This is a genomic window from Mesonia maritima (assembly GCF_042433895.1).
GTDB lineage: Bacteria > Bacteroidota > Bacteroidia > Flavobacteriales > Flavobacteriaceae > Mesonia > Mesonia maritima.
This window is the reverse complement of the sequence record NZ_JBHLUA010000022.1, coordinates 73,985-94,942: the sequence shown is the minus strand read 5'-3', so window position 1 is coordinate 94,942 and position 20,958 is coordinate 73,985. Positions and strand designations below refer to the sequence as shown.

Genomic DNA, 20,958 nt, shown 5'->3' with positions numbered 1-20,958 from the left:
TGTCGAAGGTTAATTCGTAGACAAAATCGATGGTGTTTTTTGCCTGGATAAGTTTAGGTAACAATTCTAAAAGTTCAACTTCTACGCGAAAATCAAATTCTACTTCTATAAGTTGTTCGGTTTTACTTTTTAGATTTTTTAATTCCTGATTGGTAACTATTTCACCTTTATTAATGATGATAACCCGATCGCAAATAGCTTCAACTTCTTGCATAATATGAGTGGAAAGAAATATTGTTTTATTTTTTGCAATTTCTTGAATGAGCTTCCTGATTTCTACTAATTGATTTGGATCTAAACCGGTGGTGGGTTCATCTAAAATTAATACGTCAGGATTATGTAGAAGCGCGTTTGCCAAACCTACACGCTGACGATAGCCCTTAGAAAGCTGCTCTATTTTTTTGTTAGCTTCAGGAGCTAAACCGGTTAATTTTATAACTTCTTCAACTTTATTTTTTTTAATGGCGTAAACATTTGCATTAAACTGTAAATATTCGCGGACAAACATTTCTTCGTAAAGTGGATTATGTTCCGGGAGATAGCCTATTTTTTTTTGAAGTTTTAGTTTATCTTTTTGAATATCAATATCATTAATGAGAGCAGTTCCTGAAGAAGGCGAAAGTGAACCGGTAAGAATTTTCATCATCGTAGATTTTCCTGCGCCATTCGGACCTAGAAAACCAACAATTTCTCCCGTTTTTACTGAAAAACTAATATTATCCAGCGCTTTTTGTGAGCCATATAGTTTCGTAATATTTTTCACTTCAATTCCCATAATCAACAAAATTTAAATCAAAAATAAACAAATTAGGATTGGTACATCTTTTTGAGTTTCGAAAAATTAGTTCACTTATTTTATTTCTTCAAAATAAAAACTACCTTAGAAACAAAATGAAAAATTCTCTGTATGGAAAAATCTTCTGATTTAATAAGCCTTATTTCTTCTAATGATTTAAAAAAAATCTGCAATAAGGAATACGAATTAATCGATTTTACGTCAGATAAAATCGAGCTTTTTCCACCTTATCAATCGGTTACGCAACTTCATTTAACGTTGCGTCAAGAAGGTGCTCACGAAATTCAGAAGAATTCTACTCAGCCTCTAAGAGAAGCTTTTCAGCAATTTTTTCAGCATAATTTCAAAATTAATTTACCATTAAAAAATTCAACCATTTTACAGGAACGAAAACGAGCGCTTTTTACCATTGCCTTTTCATTATTAGCTAAGGGAGATTCGGTTTTATGCCCGAATCCGGGTCGAGAAGATTATCGCCAAATTTCAGAATTAGTAGGCGCAAAACCTATTCAGTATTCATTAGAAGAAAAAAATAATTGGCTTCCAGATTTTACTGAATTAAGGAAATTATTAGATAAGAATGTGAAATTAATGTGGCTCGATATTCCGCAATTTCCTACTGGTGCAAAATTAAATATTAGCGATTGGGAAAATTTAATTTCTTTTACTGAAGAAAATAAAATTATACTCGTAATCGATAATTCACAAAGTTTTATTTTAAACAATAATCCCGAAAGTATTTTTAATTATACTGGCAACTTTCAACATAAATTAGAACTTTTTACTTTAAAAGAAACGTTTAATAACGCAGCTTGGCAAATGGGCGTTGTAAGCGGAGATGAAAATTTAATCGAAAAAATTGGAGCAACAAACAAAATGATAAACGATGAATCATTTTTACCACTCCAGCAAGCTTCTATAAACGCGTTAACCTCAGACAGTACTAGCGATTGGATTAAGAAACAAAACCTTCAGCATAAAAATACGCGAAAAAAACTACAGACTTTTTTAACTGAAATTAATTGTAAACCGATAAATGAAAATTCAAGCGGAAGTTTTATTTGGGCTAAAATTGAATCGAACGGAAAAACATCAATTCAATTTTGTGAAGAATTGCTGAAAAAGTATAGTATTTTTGTCATGCCGGGAAATAAATTTGGTTCAGCGGGAGAAGGTTACATTTGGGTTTCACTTCATATGAACCAATCAAAAATTGAAGAAGCGATAAATCGTATAAAAAATTCGGTATAAAAAAATATTGCATGGAAAACACATCAGCACTACGAAATTGGTTAAAAAAATTTGATTCTAATCATCCATTTTTAATCGCCGGACCTTGTAGTGCCGAAACCGAAGAACAAGTTTTAAACATTGCGTATCAATTAAAAGATAGTAACGTATCGGTTTTGCGTGCTGGAATTTGGAAACCCAGAACACGTCCTGGAAATTTTGAAGGCGTTGGCGCGCTCGGTTTATCATGGTTAGAAAAAGCAAAAAAGGAGACCGGTTTATTAACTACTACTGAAGTAGCAAACCCGATTCACGTTGAATTAGCGCTAAAACATAATGTAGATATTTTGTGGATTGGCGCTAGAACAACCGTTTCGCCTTTCGTTGTACAAGAAATTGCAGAAGCTTTAAAAGGGACCGACAAAACAGTACTTATAAAGAATCCGGTAAATCCAGATTTAGCGCTTTGGTTGGGCGCGGTAGAACGTTTTTACAAGCAGGATATTAAAAATATTGGTGTAATTCATCGTGGTTTTTCCAGTTATGGCGAAAATAAATATCGAAATATTCCTGAATGGCAAATCCCGATAGATTTACAGCAAAAGTTTCCCGATTTGCCACTAATTTTGGATCCGTCGCATATTGCCGGAAACCGAAAATTAATTTTTGAACTTTGCCAAACCGCGTTAGATTTAAATTATGACGGATTTATGATTGAAACACATCACGATCCCGATAACGCTTGGAGCGATGCTGCCCAACAAATTACACCTGATCGTTTAAAAGAAATTACCGAGCAATTAACCACACGAAATAAAAAATCTGAAAGCAAAAGATTTATTGAAGAACTTTCAGAATTGCGTATTAAAATAGACGATTTAGATGATACGTTGATTAAAACGTTAATCGATAGAATGCATATTGCTGATGAAATAGGAATGCTTAAAAAAGAGCAAAACGTTTCTTTATTACAAGCTGAACGTTGGGCAGAAATTTTAAATAAAATGATTGCAACCGGAAAAGGAAAAGGTCTAAGCGAAGAATTTATTCTTCGAATTTTTAAAGCCATTCATCAAGAATCGTTAGAACACCAACATAAAAAAATACAAGCCTAAGTTTTAGTTATGAAAGGAATAGTCTATAAATCTACGGGAAGTTGGTATTTGGTAAAAGCTGAAGATAAAGAATTTTATAATTGTAGAATAAAAGGAAAATTCAGAATAAAAGGAATAAAAAGTACAAACCCGATAGCGGTTGGTGATCGCGTTATTTTTGAAAAAGAAACCATTGGCGATGAAACTATTGGGATTATAAAAACTATTGAAGAGCGCGAAAATTATATCATCAGAAAATCGGTTAATCTTTCTAAGCAAACTCATATTATCGCGGCAAATATAGATGTCGCTTTTCTTTTAATTACGTTGAATAATCCGCCAACGCTTACCACTTTTATCGATCGGTTTTTGGTAACCGCAGAAGCTTATCACGTACCAAGTATTTTACTTTTCAATAAAGTGGATACGTATTCTGAAGAAGAAAAAGATGAAGTTCGCTTTCTTATGGGGTTGTATAAATCTATCGGGTATGAATGTATTCCAATTTCAGCAAAAACCGGTAAAAACGTAGATCGTGTAAAGGAAGAAATGCTGAATAAAACTGCAATGTTTTCTGGTCATAGCGGAACCGGAAAATCGACGTTAATCAATCAATTGGCGCCAAAATTAGATTTAAAAACCGCTTCAATTTCAGAACAACATTTGCAAGGTCAGCACACGACAACTTTTGCAGAAATGTATGATTTGTCTTTCGAAGCAAGAATTATAGATACACCAGGAATAAAAGGTTTCGGAATTGTAGATATCGATAAAGAAGAATTAGGCGATTATTTTCCAGAGTTTTTCGAATTAAAAGAAGCTTGTAAATTCAACAATTGTTTACATCTTGAAGAACCAAAATGCGCGGTAAAAGAAGCGTTAGAAAACAATGAAATTCCGTGGTCTCGTTACAAATCCTATGTTCAAATAATTGAGGGCGAAGAAGAAAATTACAGAACCGATATTTATAAATCATGAGAGTAATAATTCAGCGAGTTTCAAAAGCAGAAGTAAAAATAAGTGCGCAAACAAGCGGAAAAATAAATAAAGGATTATTGGTGTTAATAGGAATTGAACCTGAAGATTCTTCAGAAGATATTAGTTACTTATGCCGAAAAATAACCACAATGCGCATTTTTTCTGATGAAAATGGCGCGATGAATCTTTCCTTAAAAGACATTGATGGCGAAGCACTTTTAATTAGTCAATTTACACTTCATGCCAATACAAAAAAAGGAAACCGGCCGAGTTTTATACGCGCGGCAAAACCGGAGACAGCTATTCCGCTTTACGAAAATTTCATACAAGAATTTGAAAATTATTTAGAAAAGAAAGTACAAACCGGAGAATTTGGCGCAGATATGCAAGTTTCTTTAATCAACGACGGCCCGGTTACAATTTTTATGGATTCGAAGGAGAGAAGCTTTTAAATATTTAATTGCTCAAAATAAAGTGTTATAAAAACATTATCCGTTAACTTTGTATTGAATCAAAGTAAAATTAGTGCTCAAGATTACGATTCGCTAAAACAATATTTTGATAAAATAATTGAAATAGAATCAAAACAAATTATTCTAGAAAAAGTTTAATTATGAATATTGAAGATGCGCAAGTTGCGGTAGATAAATGGATTAAAGAACACGGAGTTCGATATTTTAATGAACTCACCAATATGGCTCAACTTACGGAAGAAGTAGGTGAAGTCGCCAGAATAATCGCTCGTCGTTACGGAGAACAAAGCGAAAAAGAAAGCGATAAAAACAAAGATTTAGGCGAAGAATTAGCCGATGTCGTTTTCGTTGTTCTTTGCCTAGCCAACCAAACCGGAATTAATCTTCAAGAAGCATTCGATAAAAAATTGCAGTTAAAAACAAAACGCGATCACGACCGTCACCAACAAAACAAGAAACTACAATAATATGAACATTAAAAAAGTAGTAAATACAAAAGGTTTTTGGAAATCGGTAATTATTTTAGCGCTTGCATTTATCGTAATTTATAATATAATCGATTGCGGTTTTAGTTATGAATTCGATTTTAATCAATTCGCGCAAGCAAAACTTTCTTCAACTAACCAAATTATAAGATTTATCATCGCGAATATCATCGGTGGATTTTGCTACGGTTTTGTAGTCGTTTTTTTACAATTTAGAGGAAAGCTGAAAAGAGAAGAAAAGAAATACCAATAATTTTTATATGAATTTGTTACTCAGCAATTACTCCAAAGAAATTAAAGGACAAATTCAAATTACCGGTTCCAAAAGCGAATCGAATCGATTACTTATTCTTCAAGCAATTTATCCCAAAATTAGTCTCCAGAATCTTTCAAATTGTGATGATACGAAAGTGCTTCAAAACTCTTTAAAAACTGAAGAAAAGGTCATCGATATTCACCACGCCGGAACCGCAATGCGTTTTTTAACTGCTTATTTCGCTCAAAAAGAAAATAGTGAAATTCTGTTGACAGGAAGTAACCGAATGCAAGAGCGACCTATAAAAATTTTGGTAGAAGCTTTACGAGCATTAGACGCTAAAATTGAATATGAAAAAGAAGAAGGTTTTCCGCCATTGAAAATTTCAGGAAAAAGAATAGAAAAAAATCTAGTGGAAATAGATGCAACTGTAAGTAGCCAATATATAACAGCACTAATGCTAATCGCTCCCTCGTTACAAAACGGATTAACAATTCAGTTAAAAAATAAACCAACTTCCGTTTCTTATATTAATATGACGCTGGCTTTTCTTGAAAAACTCAATATAAAAACCACTTTCAAAGAAAATATAATTACAATTAAACCAGCTAAAAATATTTTAACTAAAATTGAAATTGAATCCGATTGGAGTTCCGCATCCTATTTTTATAGCATCGTAGCATTAAGTGAACAAGCTGAAATTACCCTCTCAAATTTTCGGGAAAATAGCATTCAAGGCGATCGAGTAGTAGCCGATTATTTTAAAGAATTTGGTGTAGAAACCACTTTTTATGGAAACGCTATTCAGCTAAAGAAAAACCGAACTGATAAGTTGCCAAAAGTATTTAAAGCGAATCTTATTTCTTCTCCAGATTTGGCACAAACAATTGCTGTTACTTGTTTTGGTTTGAAAATCGATTGTCATCTGGAAGGTTTACGCACACTAAAAATAAAAGAAACCGACCGATTACAAGCGTTGAAAAATGAATTGGGAAAATTAGGTGCTAAAGTTTCCATTACTTCAGAAAGTATTTACGTTAAAGCTTCAGCTGAAATAAAAGAAAATCAGAAAATAAAAACTTATCAAGATCATCGAATGGCAATGGCTTTTGCACCGTTAAGTATGAAAGTGCCTATTGAAATTGAAGAAGCAGAAGTAGTTTCAAAATCATTTCCAGATTTTTGGCAAGTATTAAAACCACTTGGTTTTTCCGTTAAAACCACGCTCTAAAAATCTATTTTCTAAATAATTGTCCATTTACTTGACAACCCCTACCTAGAGATTGTATATTTGCGATTCTTAAAATTTTAAATATGGGAATGAAACTTTCACAGTTCGATTTTGAACTGCCTAAAAATCTTTTAGCTGAATACCCTTCAGAAAATCGTGATGAGTCACGTTTAATGGTGGTAAACCGCAAAGAACAAACCATAGAACACAAACTTTTCAAAGATCTAATCGATTATTTTGAACCGGAAGATGTAATGGTATTAAACAATACCAAAGTTTTTCCTGCGCGTCTTTTCGGAAATAAAGAAAAAACCGGCGCTAGAATCGAGGTTTTTTTACTTCGCGAATTAAATTCTGAAACACGCCTTTGGGATGTTTTAGTAGATCCGGCAAGAAAAATAAGAATTGGAAATAAATTATATTTTGGAGAAGATGAGAGTTTAGTAGCTGAAGTTATAGACAACACCACTTCTCGCGGAAGAACCTTACGGTTTTTATATGATGGTTCTTACGAAGAGTTCAGAAAAAAATTAAATGAATTAGGAGAAACTCCGCTTCCAAAATACATAAAACGTGATGTAGAAGAAGATGATGCAGAGCGTTACCAAACAATTTACGCTAAACAAGAAGGAGCTGTTGCAGCGCCAACTGCCGGACTTCACTTCTCAAAACATTTATTAAAGCGTCTGGAAATTAAAGGGGTAAACTTAACCGAAGTTACTTTACACGTTGGGTTAGGAACTTTTACTCCGGTAGAGGTAGAAGACCTTTCCAAACATAAAATGGATAGCGAAGAAGCAGAAATTACCAAAGAAGCAACTAATATCATCAATAAAGGTTTAGAAGAGCGTCGTAGAATTTGTGCTGTGGGAACTACCGTAATGCGTTCTTTAGAAAGCTCAGTTTCTTCAAATAGCCGATTAAATGAATTCAAGGGATGGACCAATAAATTTATTTTTCCACCTTACGACTTTAGTATCGCCAATTGCATGATTACGAATTTTCATACGCCAAAATCTACCTTGTTAATGATGGTTTCTGCATTTGCAGGACATGATTTAATGAAACGCGCTTACGAAGAAGCTGTTAAGGAAGAATATAAATTTTACTCTTATGGAGACGCGATGTTGATTTTATAAATAATCGATTCTATAAAGTTTCTAAAGGCTGCGCAATTTTGTGTAGCCTTTTTTGTAGCTATGGTTTTGGGCGTTTCCCTTCGGGTCGGGCTGTCCGCTGTATCTTTTTATTTATTTTAAAACAAGTTTTCGATAAATAAAAAGGATGCCGCTTCCATCCCTAACGCAAGAGTAAATTCACTTAAAATAAAACGAGCGAGCTTATTTCTTCTTTGTGAAAGATAAAATCAGGAATATTTAAAATAATTTTCGACTAAAAGGAATAAAAGAAAACAACTCAGTTAAGTTTAATACCTTTGCAACGTGAAAAATAAGAAAAAAGATATACGCGCACTAAGTAAAGAACAATTGCAAGATTTCTTTATCTCAATCGGTCAACGACCTTTTAGAGGAAAACAAGTCTATGAATGGCTTTGGAGTAAAGGTGCTCATACCTTCGAGGAAATGACGAATCTTTCTAAAGAAACGCGTCAAATTCTAGAAGAGAATTTTGTAATTAATCACATTCAGGTAGATGAAATGCAGCGGAGTAAAGACGGCACGATAAAAAATGCCGTGAAACTTCACGATGGTTTTACTGTAGAATCAGTTTTAATTCCTACTTATTCAAGAACAACAGCTTGTGTTTCGTCGCAAGTAGGTTGTAGCTTAGATTGTAAATTTTGTGCGACCGCAAAATTAAAACGAATGCGAAACTTAAACCCTGATGAAATTTACGATCAGGTAGTAGCAATAGATCAAGAAAGTAGATTATATAATAATCGACCACTATCTAATATTGTATTCATGGGAATGGGAGAACCACTTATGAATTACAATAATGTGCTCAAATCTATTGAAATGATCACTTCTCCGGAAGGTTTAGGAATGTCTTCAAAAAGAATTACAGTTTCAACTTCCGGTGTTCCTAAAATGATTAAAAAGCTTGCCGACGATGAAGTGAAATTTAATTTAGCTTTATCACTTCATTCTGCGATTGATGAAGTTAGAACCCAAGTGATGCCTTTTAATCAAACCTTTCCGTTAGAAGATTTAAAGGAATCATTACTCTATTGGTATCAAAAAACGAATAAAAAAGTTACATACGAATATTTAATTTGGAAAGATATAAATGATTCACAACGTGATATTGAAGCGTTAGTTGAATTTTGTAAGTTAATTCCTTGTAAAGTAAACATTATTGAATACAACCCAATAGATGACGGAATGTTTCAACAAGCCGATAGCAAAATAACAGATCGCTATCAAAATGCGTTAGAGAAAAGTGGAATTACGGTTACAGTAAGAAGATCCCGAGGAAAAGATATCGATGCAGCCTGCGGACAATTAGCGAATAAGTCTTCTAAATAAAATATATGGGAACAACTATAAGTTATAGTAAATTATTTGTTGGTTAGAGCTACTTCTTGAAATAACGGTAAAAGACGGACTTTTTTAATTTTCAACTCTATTAGTTAAATATTTGTCCTTTAACGGATTGTATTTTTTAGAAGTTATTTACACATCAGTTATATTAAAAAAATATTAAAATATTTGGTTAGTAATTGCTATTATACTACTTTTATCAATAAATAAAGTGAAACTAAAAACAAATAAAATGAAAAAAATTACATTTTTAGCTATTGCAATGATTTTTTCAATTGCTACGCAAGCACAAGACACGTCTTTTGAATCTTCAGAAGGTTATACTTTAGGTGAAATAGATGGACAATCCACTTGGGTTGTGAATCCTGATTATTCTTATTTTGTAACTGTTTCTGATGAACAAGCTTCTGAGGGCGCTTATGCATTAAAATTAGGTTTAGATGATCAAAGTGCCATTCCAGATGGAAATATTGCTGGTCCAACATATGACGTTAGTGGATCTATAGATTCTAATGCTGATAGTATGGAGTTTGCCGTAGATATTTATGCAGCTGATGCTACCGTTGGTGAAATTGATTATTTTATTAATGATTCTCAAGGGAATACGACCACTCGGGTAGCAATTTTTAATGGAGAAATAAATATTATTGCTCCGTCAGGTGGTCAACTTGCTATTGTAGCATCTACTTCCATAGCAAATCAAACTTTTGCAAATTTGAAAATCAATTTAAATTTTGTTGATAATGAAATAATTTATTATGTTGATGATACAGTTTTATATACTGGAACATTTTGGGGAGGAACATCAGTTGGATCGCTTGGTTTTTTAACTGCTGGTGACTCAGAATATTTTGTTGATAATATTACCTATAGTGACATGTTGAGTACGAAAGATTTTGAAACTGTTTCTTTTAGTCACTACACACAAAATAATCAATTGGTTATGAATAGTGATTCTCAAATTGGAAATGTTGCGATTTTTAATATTTTAGGACAACAAGTTATCTCAGAAAATGTTAATTCAACTTCAGGGAATATTGATTTAAATGCCTTAAGTAGTGGTGTTTACTTAACTAAAGTTTCTGTGAATAATGAAACTAAATCTTTCAAGTTTGTAAAGAAATAAGTTCTTAGATATGTAATTTCAAAAGCGTCTACAAGTTTTGTAGACGTTTTTTTTGCTTAAAACTTGTGAGTTTTAAAAGTAGTTTTTCAAACTTTTAAATAAAATGCTTACCTATTTAGAAAAAGACGAATAGTGAGTATAGAGGTTACTATATTCTAGATTCAAAAGGGAATCTACTTTTTTATATGGTGCTAAATAGTATCTTTGCGTTCAATGAAACCCATAGCGCAAATAAAACAGCCTATCGATTTTGAAATGGAACTTTTTGAAAAAAAGTTTTCCCTTTCTATGTCTTCCCGTGTGGCTTTGTTAAATAAAATAACTCATTACGTCGTCAATCGAAAAGGCAAACAAATGCGACCTATGTTTGTTTTTTTGGTTTCTAAAATGGTTTCCGGTGGCGAAGTTAATGAACGTACATATCGCGGGGCTTCGGTTATTGAATTAATCCATACCGCAACTTTAGTACATGATGATGTTGTAGATGATAGCAACCGACGACGCGGTTTTTTTTCCATAAATGCACTATGGAAAAATAAAATTGCCGTTCTAGTAGGCGATTATTTGCTTTCTAAAGGTTTATTACTTTCTATTGATAATAACGATTTCGATCTGCTGAAAATAATTTCAGTTGCTGTTCGCGAAATGAGTGAAGGCGAATTACTTCAAATTGAAAAGGCCAGAAAACTCGATATTACTGAAGAAATATATTACGATATCATTCGGCAAAAGACCGCTACGTTAATTGCTGCTTGTTGCAGTTTAGGCGCGGCTTCGGTAAAACCCGACTCGAAACACGTAGAACGGATGCGGAAATTCGGCGAACTTATCGGGATGGCGTTTCAAATAAAAGACGATTTGTTTGACTACGGAGAAGATAAAATAGGAAAACCCACAGGTATTGATATAAAGGAGCAAAAAATGACGCTTCCGTTAATTTATACCCTAAATAATTCTTCAGAAAAAGAAAAACGTTGGCTCATTAATTCGGTTAAAAATCATAATAAAGATAAAAAGCGCGTAAAAGAAGTTATTCAGTTTGTAAAAGATAGCGGCGGTTTACGGTATGCTGAAGAAAAAATGAAAGCTTTTCAAGAAGAAGCGTTTTCAATGTTAAAACCTTATCCAGACTCTCCTTATAAAGATTCATTGCTCTTAATGATGAATTATGTAATCGATAGAAAAAAATAATTTTTTTAATTCCAGGCAACCTTTTTTAAAAATTGCGCGTCTATATAAATAGAACCCTGTAAAAAATTAGGTGAAAGTAATTCATTTACATACCAACGAAAAAAGGTTAATAAAAAAAGCACTCAACAAAAATAGAGCTGCACAACAAACCATTTACGAACGTTACGCACCAAAAATGTTAAGCGTTTGCAGAATGTATATAAAAGATACACATTTTGCTGAAGATGTAATGCTGAAAGCTTTTTTAAAAGTATTCACCCATTTAAAGACTTTTAAAAACGAAGGAAGTTTTGAAGGCTGGATTCGGAAAATAATGGTTCGAGAAGCCATTAGTTTTTTACGAAGCCATAAAAAGTTTCAATTTTCTGAAGATGTAGAATATTCAAAATCAGTATTGTTAGCCGATAGTTTTCAACCCGATTCAGAGATCGATTATATACAAACGGAAATTGATAAATTACCGGAAGGCTACAAGATTGTATTTGTAATGTATGTGGTAGAAGGTTACAAACACAAAGAAATTGCTGAATTGCTCAATATTACTGAAGGAACTTCAAAATCACAGTTGGCAAAAGCGCGAAAATTATTACAGGATCGGTTAAGAAACCACGTTAAAGAAGGAAATGCAGATGAATAATTTCGATAAAAATATAAAAAATAAGCTGGAAGAGAGAAGGTTAACGCCTTCAGATAAAAGTTGGGAAAAACTTTCTGATAAGTTAGCTGAAAAGGAACAAAAATCAACAAAAAAAATATGGTGGTTAGGATTGGCTGCCAGTTTTATAGCTGGAATACTAATCAGTACGTTATTATTTAAAACTAATCAACCTGAAATTCAATCAACTGAGATTATAGTTGAAGAAAAATCGGTTCAAAAAATTGATGCTGAAGAAAACTTTTCCGAAGAAATAATTCCTGAAAAAGATCATGATATTGTAAATGTAATCGATTCTCCAGAAGAATTAAAATCGACTAAAACTTCAGAAAAATTAAAAAAAGAAGTTCAAGAAATTGCTACACCAAAAAAATCAACACCGGTTGAGGTAGTAATTACCGAACAAGAAACAACGCCAGAAGAAGCTCACGAATTATTTCTCGTTCAACAAATCGATAAAAAAGCTCAAGAAGTAGTCGACCACGTAAAAGAGCTTAGTAAAAACCGTGAGGTAACCGATGCAGAAATCGACGCCCTCATAAAAGAAGCTCAATTAGAAATTAGAACGCGAGATATTTTTAAAGAAAACCGTAATAAAGTTAATGCGCAAGCTTTATTGCAAAACGTAGAAGCAGAACTAGATCAATCGTTTAGAGAGCGAATTTTTGTCGCCATCGAAAACGGATTCACACAAGTAAAATCTGCCGTTACATTTTTAAATAGATAAAATCAACACTAAAAATTACTAACTATTATGAAAACAATAACCATTTTGTTCAGTATTTTCATGGCTTCATTTTGCATCGCTACGGGAAATGCACAAGTAAAATTCAACATTAATAAACAATTTGAATTAAAAGTTGAAAAACTCGAAGCACAAAAAGAAGAAGTAAAAAAACTAGAAAAGGAAAAATTAAAAAAAGAAGTTGAAGCTATAAATAATCAACTAAGCGAAGGCGATATTTCTGAAGTAAAAGCGGCAGAATTAAAAAAAGCAGCGGCAGAAAAAAGAGCGTTAAATATCGAAAATCAATTAACGATAATCGATCAGAACATAGAACTGCTTCAACGTAATAAAGAAGAAATCGCCGAAGACAGCGACAATTATTACACTTCTATGGAATATATGGAATTTGAAGAAACCAAAGTTTATGACTCTGTTCCTAAACGAACCACTTCTGGACCTATTTTAGCATTCGGTTTAAACAACACAATTATTGATGGGCAAAGTTTAGATGACTCTCCTTATAAAATTGGCGGAAGCCGTTTTTTTGAATTAGGTTATGAATTTGAAACTGTTTTAACCGAAAGTGGTTTTGCAAGATTTCGCTACGGACTTTCCTTTCAGTTCAATGGTTTAAAAGCAGATAATAATCGCTACTTTGTAGATAATGGAGATGAGACTAGTTTAGAAGAATTTGAGTACAATTTAGATAAAGCAAAACTTCGAATGGATAACTTGGTAATTCCGCTGTATTTAGAGTTTGGTAGAACTAGCATTTGCTATAAGGAAGAAAATTCTTATTACGACAAGCCAGATAAATTTAAAGTTGGAGTAGGAGGTTATGTTGGAGTAAATCTAAATACCATTCAAAAATTAAAATACCAAGAAAATGGGAATGATAAAAAAGTAAAAATTTCAGATGACTTTAATACTAGTAATTTTATTTACGGATTAAGCGCTTATATAGGTTATGACGATTGGTCACTTTATGCAAAATACGATTTAAATACTATCTTTAAAGATAACCCAATCGATCAAAGAAACGTCTCTATAGGAATTCGTTTAAGTCGTTAATTTAAAAACTAATCAAGATGAAAAAAATATTAATAATTCTGACTCTTTTTTGTTCTGTTACACTTTTAGCGCAAGAACAAAAAACTAAAGCGCAAGTAAAAATTGAAGAATTACAAGCGCAAAAGCAAACCATTACACAACTTGAAAAGGAAAAGCTGAAAGAAAAAGTAGCTTCAATTAATGAGCGTTTAGAAAACGAAGAAATTTCTGAAGAAAAAGCCGCAGAATTAAAAAAAGCTGCTGCAGAACAACACGCGCTAAATATTGAAAATCAATATGATTTAATCGATTTAAATATTGAATTAATAAAGAGAAACCAAACTGATTCGATTGCTAAAAATTCATATATCGATGTCGGTGCAATCTTAACCGATACCAAAAGAATGTCGGCTGTAGATTCTATACCGAGTGTATTATTAGCTGCTCCTTATGTCGGTTTAGGAATAAATTCTGTGCTAAATCAAGCCCAAGATGTATATAAAGATATTGGACTTTACGGCGTGTTTGGAATAAGATTTACCACTATTTTTTCTAGAAAATCACCAGAGTTTCGTTTAAATTATGGATTAGCAGCCGAATTTTATAGTTTGTCTTTAAAGGAGGATTACGTTTTTGCAGATGAATCAAATCAATCTACTGTAATTGAAAGCCCGATAAATTTAGAATATTCACGTTTTACAATGTCAACGCTTATACTTCCGGTTCACATAGAATATGGAAAAGCAAAAATAGATTATAGCGGAAATCGTGCAAAGTACGATTTCTCAACCGATTGGAATTATGGAATTGGTGGCTTTGTAGGAACAAAATTAACTTCTTCTCAAAGTTTTAAATATGAAGATGAAGGCGAAGATGTTACTAAATCGGTTCAGCGACCTTATAATACAGATAACTTTTTATATGGTTTAAGCGCTTACGCCGGATATGGACCTTTCAAATTAAATGTCCGTTATAATTTAAACTCAATTTTCAAAAATTCAAACGCCAACGGAAATGTGTTAAGCGTCGGAGTTTTATTAGGTTATTAACAAACTTTTTAACAAATGTTCTTTCGTGAGCAGCGACTAATCTTTTAACTTGCGAGCCATTATTAATAAAATTAAAATTCATGAAAAAAATATTATTCTTATCTGTTTTCTTCTGTTCATTTTTACTTCAAGCTCAAACCAGTTTTTGGCAGAAAGTAAAAGTAAATAAAGAAGAAGTAAAAGAAAGTTTAGCGAAAGTAAATTTAGAAAATTCTTATACACTAAACTTAGAAGGCTTAAGATCAAAACTTCTAAAAGCTCCTAAAAAATCTTTCGAAACTAATAATTTAGGAGAAGGGGTTGTAGTTTCATTTCCAAATATCACCGGAGAATTAGAAAATTTCCGTGTGATAGAAGTTTCCAACTTTTCTAAAGAATTAGCTGAAAAATATCCTTCAATAAAATCATATAGAGGAAGTTCAGTTGAAAATCCATCTAAAAGAATTAGCATTTCACTGTCGGAAAGCAGAATAAAAGCTATTTATTTTTCTGAAGCTAAAACTTCATTAATCGAACCTATAGCAAAAAAATCAAAAACTTATGTTGTATATGATAAAAATGCACTTTCCATAAAAAATGATTTTGAATGCTTAACTGGAAGTACCGAAAATCTTCCAGTTCAATCGCGTCAAACAGACGACACTACGCTGAGAACATTTCGTCTAGCTGTAGCTACAGATGGTGAATTTACCCAATATTATTTTAGTAATACCCAGAGTATTCTTTCTGCAATTAATGATATTCTAAATGTTGTAAACCCTATTTATGAAAGAGATTTGGCTATAAATTTAGAGCTTATTTCTAATACTGATGATTTGTTCTATCCAAGTCCAACCACAGACCCTTTTACTGAGACCGGGTTAGATTTAAATGCAGAAGTACAGTCTGCTGTAACAAATGAAATTGGAGAAGCCAATTATGATATAGGAATTATGTTAAGTAATAGGGTTTCTGGAGGAAGTGCCGGATGTATTGCATGTGCTTGTACAGATGGTAGCAAAGGTGGTGCTTATGCTGGTGCTACTATTGGATCTCCTGAAGGGTATGTATATTCTTTAGTTGTAGCGCATGAAATGGGTCATCAGCTTGGTGCAAATCACACTTTTTCTCGCTCAGAAGGAACAGGTGTAAATGTTGAAACGGGAAGCGGGGTAACCATAATGTCTTATGCTGGAATTACGCAGCTTTGGAATGTCCAATCCACATCAAGCGACTTCTTTTTACATACTAGTATAGACCAAATTAGTAATTATATACAATCTACGGGTTGTGCAACAGAAACTTCAACTACCAACCAAACTCCTACAGTAAATGCCGGAAGCGACTATACAATTCCTTCTAGTACAGCTTTTAAGTTAAGTGCTACAGGATCAGATCCAGATCCTAATGATCAATTAACTTATTCTTGGGAACAGTCAGATTCAAATAATACAGTAAATAACACTTATTTATATCCTAATCCAACTTCAACTTCAAATCCTAATTTTAGGGTTTACAATCCTACGGCAAGTCCTATTCAATACTTTCCTCCTTTCGAGGAAGTTCTAAACGGAAGATTATATAGTACCTGGAATGTGACCTCTACAGTAAGTAGAATATTAAATTTTGTAGTCCAAGTTCGTGATAATTCTAATTTAGTGGGTCAAACGGCTTCTGATGCTATGCAAGTGGAAGTAGAGGGGAATTCAGGTCCTTTTCAAATCACCTCGATTGATGATTATGATGGATTTGCCCAAGGGGCTCAGCATAATTTAACTTGGGATGTAAATGGGACTGATGGCGGTAACATTAATACTTCAGATGTAAAAATATCTATCTCAAACGATGGAGGCGAAAGTTTCTCTACGTTAATTGCCTCTACAGCTAATGATGGCCAAGAAAATATAACTTTCCCTTCTCAAGAAATTGATAAAGCTTTTATAATGATCGAAGCAATTGATAATATTTTCTATACTGTTAGCCCTTCTTTCGCGATAGGAAATGATTCTACTATCAATTGTGATGAATTTATGGCACAAGGTCCTATTTCTCTCACTAATGGTTTTGCTGAAATTGAAATTGATGTGCCAAATTCGGGAATAATAGAAGATTTAAATGTTAATATAGATGTGTCGGGAGTTAATACAGAAGGTATATTAATTGTGTTCGGAAGAATGGAAGATGATGAGCCTACTTATCTTTATGTTGCAAATTGTAGTGGTAATTCGTTAGATGTGAAATTTAATCAGGGAGGCGAATCTATTTTTACAAACTGTGGAAATTCTAGCGGTCAATCTGTTGAGCCTATTGGAGATTTAAGTGTATATAATGGGGCAGATATGCAAGGTACTTGGATGATTGCAGTAGCAGATGTAGTTGGCGGAAATAATAATGCAGTTATAAACTCCGCAGGAATTGAATTCTGTTCTAGAGATATTGTCGATCTTTCAAACGAAAAGGTTACCCAAAATTCTTCTGTAAAACTTTACCCAAACCCAACTAATGGTGAAGTTAGAATGAGCTATAAAAGCACTTCAGGGGAAGATGTTGAAGTAGGTGTTTTTGATTTGACCGGTAAACGTGTTTTTAGTAAAACAGCTAATTTTACAAATGCAAGTTCCACTAATTTAGATTTATCTGCACTTGCAGCAGGAGTTTATTTAGTGAAAATGAATGATGGAAATCAGCAGTTTGTTAAGAAACTTATTGTTGAGTAAAAATTAAAAATAAACCGTTAACTTTAAAACTGCTTTCCAATAATCGGGAAGCAGTTTTTTAATCTATAGTATATGAAAATTTATATAGTAATTTTAAGTTTGATTGTTCTTTCAGGTTGTCGATCTTCAAAATCTACCAATCAAGATAATAAAGAAGTTTCTTACGATATGCTTTTGCAAGCGAATGCACACACCTTAGATTTTCCCGAAATAACCATTATCAATTCAAAAGATGAATTGTATAAAAATTATAGCGAACTCAATAAAACCCAGATGCCGGGCTTACCAGTGCCTGAAGTAGATTTTTCTAAAGAAACAGTAATTATTTTTTCTTATCATATTGAAAATAAAAAAAGTAATGATTTAGAAATTGAAAAAGTAAGTACTACTAATAATAATACGTTAGAGCTAAGCATTACAGAGTTTTTAAATCCCGGTCAGCCTAACGATAGAATTTTTAAGCATCCATTTTTTATAATGAAAGTCCAAGGAAAATATAGCGATGTAAAAATAATTCGAGAGTAAATTATAATAAATTTTACAATATAGAAAAAGGAAGTTTGTCACTTCCTTTTTTTATTTTATACTACTTTTGCAAATCCTAATCTTTTGAAAAAAGCATGATAAAAAAATCGACCATAGATCAAGTTTTTGAAACCGCTCGGGTAGAAGAAGTGATTGGCGATTTTGTTCAGCTTAAAAAATCAGGAAGTAATTACAAAGGCTTAAGTCCGTTTACAGACGAGCGAACTCCAAGTTTTATGGTCTCTCCCGCCAAACAGATATGGAAAGATTTCTCCAGTGGAAAAGGAGGGAACGTAGTGGCGTTTATAATGGAACACGAGCATTTCAGTTATCCGGAAGCTATAAAATATTTAGCAAAAAAATACGGAATTGAGATTGAAGAAACCCAACAAACCTACGAAGAAAAAGAACAAGCAGATGAGCGCGAAAGTATGTTTTTGGTTAGTGAATTTGCCAAAGATTTCTTCCAACGAATGTTACATAAAACCGATGCTGGCAAAGCAATCGGCTTAAGTTATTTTAAAGAACGAGGGTTTTCTTCAGAAACCATTCAAAAATTCGATTTAGGATTTTCACCCGAAACCTGGGACGCGTTTAGCTCGGAAGCTTTAAAAAAAGGATACAAACTCGATTACCTGGAAAAAACCGGACTCACCATTGTAAAAGGAGAAAAACAATTTGACCGATTTCGAGGAAGAGTAATTTTTCCCATTCAATCGATGTCGGGTAGAACCTTGGGTTTTGGCGGAAGAATTCTTACCAACGATAAAAAAGCTGCTAAATACCTCAATTCGCCAGAGAGTGATATTTACCATAAAAGCAAAGTTTTATACGGAATTTATCACGCCAAGCAAAGTATTGCGAAAGAAGATACGTGTTTTTTAGTGGAAGGTTATACCGACGTTATTCAACTTCACCAAAGCGGAATTGAAAATGTTGTTGCATCTTCAGGAACGGCGCTAACGCCAGATCAAATTCGATTAATTAGAAGATTAACACAAAATATAACGATACTTTTTGATGGTGATCCGGCCGGTTTACGTGCTTCTTTACGAGGTTTGGATTTAATTCTCGAACAAGGGATGAACGTAAAAGTTTGTACCTTTCCAGAAGGCGAAGACCCCGATAGTTTTGCTCGCAAGAATACGCAAGAAGATATTTCGGCTTACATAAATGAGCAGGCAAAAGATGTAATTCGTTTTAAAGCTTCATTATTGGTAGAAGAAGCCAAAAACGATCCGATTAAAAAAGCTGAAGCGATTCGCGATATGGTTGGAAGTATTGCAAAAGTTCCAGATCATATTCAGCAAGAAATTTATTTACAGGAATGTGCAAAAATAATGGACATTTCTGAAGAAGTTCTCTATAGTTCGCTTGCGCAACTTACAGCAAAAAATCAGCGTGATAATTCAAAACGGAATAAAAAAGGAAATGAAAACCTTCGGAAAGTTGAAGAACAAGCTGAACAAGTTTCACGACCTAAAGTAAATCAACAATTTGAGTTGGAACGAAGCATTATCAGTTTGCTTTTACGCTACGGAAATGAAGAAGATCACTTTGAAGATTATATTTTAAAAGCCGATGCCGAAGGCGAATTAGCTTTAGAAGCCGAACATCAACACGCAAAAGTTTATGAGAAAATTTTTCTCGATTTACAAGAAGATGAAATTGAATTTACCAACGAAAATTTTAAATCACTTTACTTTAAAATAATTGAAGAATTCAGCACTAAAGAAGAGTTTAAAATTGAAACCTTTATTAATCATCTTTCACCAGAAGAAGCCAAAGAAATTACTTCAATTTTAATGCAAAATGAGCGCGATGTTTTGCACCGTTGGGAAGATCAAGATATTTTTGTGAAAGATAAAAATGAGTTGGAAGCCAGAGAAGTAAACGAAACAATTCTAAACTTACGGCGCTACCTTATTAAGCAAAAAGTACAAGAATTAATGCAAAGCGTTTTAGAGAAAAAAGCCGAACATAATCCTGAAGTTCTAGAAGAAGTAAAAGAATACAAAAGCCTAGAAATAATTATTTCTCAAAAATTAAATCGCGTTATTTAAGCTCTTGCGGAATTTCACAAACCGGAATCGGCTGCATTTTATGTTGATTTTGCGTATTCAATCTTTTGTAAATTTTAAAAACTTCAGCTTCTCTACCGGAAAAATCACTTTCAGTTTTTTGTGAATTATCCATTTTCATTGCCCATTCCAATTCAGGGTAACTCGCGCCTATTTGGTCTTCATCGGTTCTATCGTCGCCCCACAAACCATCGGTTGGTTTGGCGTTTAAAATTTCAGTATTTACGTTAAAATATTCAGCAATTTTATAAACTTCAGTTTTCATTAAATCGGCTATCGGACTTAAATCTACGCCGCCATCGCCGTATTTTGTATAAAAACCAACACCAAAATCTTCAACTTTATTTCCGGTTCCGGCGACCAATAATTTTTCTAGAGCTGCAAAATAATAAAGTGAAGTCATTCGTAAGCGAGCTCTGGTATTTGCCAGTGACATAAAACGATCTTCTTCATTTTCAACTGAAGGTAATTCGGCTAACAAATTATCGAAAACCGGCGTTAAATTTACTTGAACAGTATCGACATTTTTATAATTTTTTTGAAGCCATTGAATATGATTTTTCGCGCGGCTAATTTGATTTTCTGCTTGATGAATCGGCATTTCAACACAAAGCAATCGTAAGCCTGTTTCGGCACAAAGGGTAGAAGTTACCGCAGAATCTATTCCGCCGCTCACGCCAATTACAAAACCGTTCATCTTGCTTTTTTCAGCATAATCTTTCAGCCATTTCACGATATATTTTGCGACTTTTTCGGTTTGCATGAGCTTCTTTTTTAATGGAATTGAATTACCTTTGCAGCAAAAATAACG

The 20,958-nt window shown here is 33.2% G+C and carries 20 protein-coding genes; 18 read left to right on the top strand and 2 right to left on the bottom strand.

Annotated features, from left to right (window positions below; translation table 11 throughout):
• The coding region (locus ACFFGL_RS13630) for an ATP-binding cassette domain-containing protein (protein ID WP_378928625.1) at positions 1 to 775 on the bottom strand (775 nt) is incomplete at its 3' end.
• A 132-nt stretch (positions 776 to 907) separates the two neighbouring features.
• Here ACFFGL_RS13630 and ACFFGL_RS13625 point away from each other — a divergent pair.
• From ACFFGL_RS13625 to dnaG, 18 genes are all read left to right on the top strand, one after another.
• Complete coding sequence (locus tag ACFFGL_RS13625) at positions 908 to 2,047, top strand: aminotransferase class I/II-fold pyridoxal phosphate-dependent enzyme (protein ID WP_309730337.1); 1,140 nt, start codon at positions 908 to 910, stop codon at positions 2,045 to 2,047.
• Positions 2,048 to 2,058: 11 nt separating this feature from the next.
• A complete protein-coding gene (locus tag ACFFGL_RS13620; protein ID WP_309730334.1) occupies positions 2,059 to 3,141 on the top strand; it encodes a bifunctional 3-deoxy-7-phosphoheptulonate synthase/chorismate mutase type II in 1,083 nt (360 codons plus the stop codon).
• A gap of 9 nt (positions 3,142 to 3,150) precedes the next feature.
• Positions 3,151 to 4,098 carry a ribosome small subunit-dependent GTPase A gene (gene rsgA / locus ACFFGL_RS13615; protein WP_309730333.1) on the top strand — a complete coding sequence of 316 codons (948 nt, stop codon included), beginning with the start codon at positions 3,151 to 3,153 and terminating at the stop codon, positions 4,096 to 4,098.
• Positions 4,095 to 4,550: a D-aminoacyl-tRNA deacylase gene (dtd, locus tag ACFFGL_RS13610; protein ID WP_309730330.1), complete on the top strand. Its 456-nt coding sequence runs from the start codon at positions 4,095 to 4,097 to the stop codon at positions 4,548 to 4,550. The genes rsgA and dtd overlap by 4 nt, the downstream gene beginning before the upstream one ends.
• A 161-nt stretch (positions 4,551 to 4,711) precedes the next feature.
• Positions 4,712 to 5,038: a nucleotide pyrophosphohydrolase gene (locus tag ACFFGL_RS13605; RefSeq protein WP_309730327.1), complete on the top strand. Its 327-nt coding sequence runs from the start codon at positions 4,712 to 4,714 to the stop codon at positions 5,036 to 5,038.
• Position 5,039: 1 nt separating this feature from the next.
• Positions 5,040 to 5,309 (top strand): hypothetical protein, encoded by a 270-nt coding sequence (locus ACFFGL_RS13600; RefSeq protein ID WP_309730325.1) that lies wholly within the window; start codon positions 5,040 to 5,042, stop codon positions 5,307 to 5,309.
• 7 nt (positions 5,310 to 5,316) lie between these two features.
• The gene (gene aroA / locus ACFFGL_RS13595; protein WP_309730321.1) at positions 5,317 to 6,543 is read left to right on the top strand and encodes a 3-phosphoshikimate 1-carboxyvinyltransferase; all 1,227 of its coding nucleotides are present in this window, start codon (positions 5,317 to 5,319) and stop codon (positions 6,541 to 6,543) included.
• Between the two features lie 89 nt (positions 6,544 to 6,632).
• Positions 6,633 to 7,682: a tRNA preQ1(34) S-adenosylmethionine ribosyltransferase-isomerase QueA gene (queA, locus tag ACFFGL_RS13590; protein ID WP_309730348.1), complete on the top strand. Its 1,050-nt coding sequence runs from the start codon at positions 6,633 to 6,635 to the stop codon at positions 7,680 to 7,682.
• A 303-nt stretch (positions 7,683 to 7,985) separates the two neighbouring features.
• A complete protein-coding gene (gene rlmN, locus ACFFGL_RS13585) occupies positions 7,986 to 9,032 on the top strand; it encodes a 23S rRNA (adenine(2503)-C(2))-methyltransferase RlmN (RefSeq protein ID WP_309730318.1) in 1,047 nt (348 codons plus the stop codon).
• 247 nt (positions 9,033 to 9,279) lie between these two features.
• Entirely contained in the window at positions 9,280 to 10,173 is an 894-nt protein-coding gene (locus ACFFGL_RS13580; RefSeq protein ID WP_309730315.1) for a T9SS type A sorting domain-containing protein, read from the top strand.
• Positions 10,174 to 10,386: 213 nt separating this feature from the next.
• Complete coding sequence (locus tag ACFFGL_RS13575) at positions 10,387 to 11,364, top strand: polyprenyl synthetase family protein (protein ID WP_309730345.1); 978 nt, start codon at positions 10,387 to 10,389, stop codon at positions 11,362 to 11,364.
• A gap of 70 nt (positions 11,365 to 11,434) precedes the next feature.
• Positions 11,435 to 12,001, top strand: a complete 567-nt coding sequence (locus ACFFGL_RS13570; RefSeq protein ID WP_309730313.1) for an RNA polymerase sigma factor — start codon at positions 11,435 to 11,437, stop codon at positions 11,999 to 12,001.
• Positions 11,994 to 12,746 (top strand): hypothetical protein, encoded by a 753-nt coding sequence (locus ACFFGL_RS13565; protein WP_309730310.1) that lies wholly within the window; start codon positions 11,994 to 11,996, stop codon positions 12,744 to 12,746. Before ACFFGL_RS13570 ends, ACFFGL_RS13565 begins: the two co-directional genes overlap by 8 nt.
• Positions 12,747 to 12,773: 27 nt before the next feature.
• Complete coding sequence (locus ACFFGL_RS13560) at positions 12,774 to 13,817, top strand: hypothetical protein (protein ID WP_309730304.1); 1,044 nt, start codon at positions 12,774 to 12,776, stop codon at positions 13,815 to 13,817.
• Positions 13,818 to 13,834: 17 nt separating this feature from the next.
• Positions 13,835 to 14,845: a hypothetical protein gene (locus ACFFGL_RS13555; RefSeq protein ID WP_309730301.1), complete on the top strand. Its 1,011-nt coding sequence runs from the start codon at positions 13,835 to 13,837 to the stop codon at positions 14,843 to 14,845.
• Positions 14,846 to 14,925: 80 nt separating this feature from the next.
• Positions 14,926 to 17,541, top strand: coding sequence for a zinc-dependent metalloprotease (locus ACFFGL_RS13550; protein ID WP_309730298.1), 2,616 nt, complete (start codon positions 14,926 to 14,928; stop codon positions 17,539 to 17,541).
• Between the two features lie 72 nt (positions 17,542 to 17,613).
• On the top strand, positions 17,614 to 18,066 hold the full coding sequence (locus ACFFGL_RS13545) for a hypothetical protein (protein ID WP_309730295.1): 453 nt from the start codon (positions 17,614 to 17,616) through the stop codon (positions 18,064 to 18,066).
• A gap of 95 nt (positions 18,067 to 18,161) precedes the next feature.
• Positions 18,162 to 20,129 (top strand): DNA primase, encoded by a 1,968-nt coding sequence (gene dnaG / locus ACFFGL_RS13540; protein WP_309730292.1) that lies wholly within the window; start codon positions 18,162 to 18,164, stop codon positions 20,127 to 20,129.
• Here the strand turns inward: dnaG and nadE are convergent.
• Positions 20,122 to 20,910: an NAD(+) synthase gene (gene nadE / locus ACFFGL_RS13535; protein WP_309730290.1), complete on the bottom strand. Its 789-nt coding sequence runs from the start codon at positions 20,908 to 20,910 to the stop codon at positions 20,122 to 20,124. The two genes, dnaG and nadE, sit on opposite strands and share 8 nt — an antisense overlap.
• Positions 20,911 to 20,958: the final 48 nt, after the last annotated feature.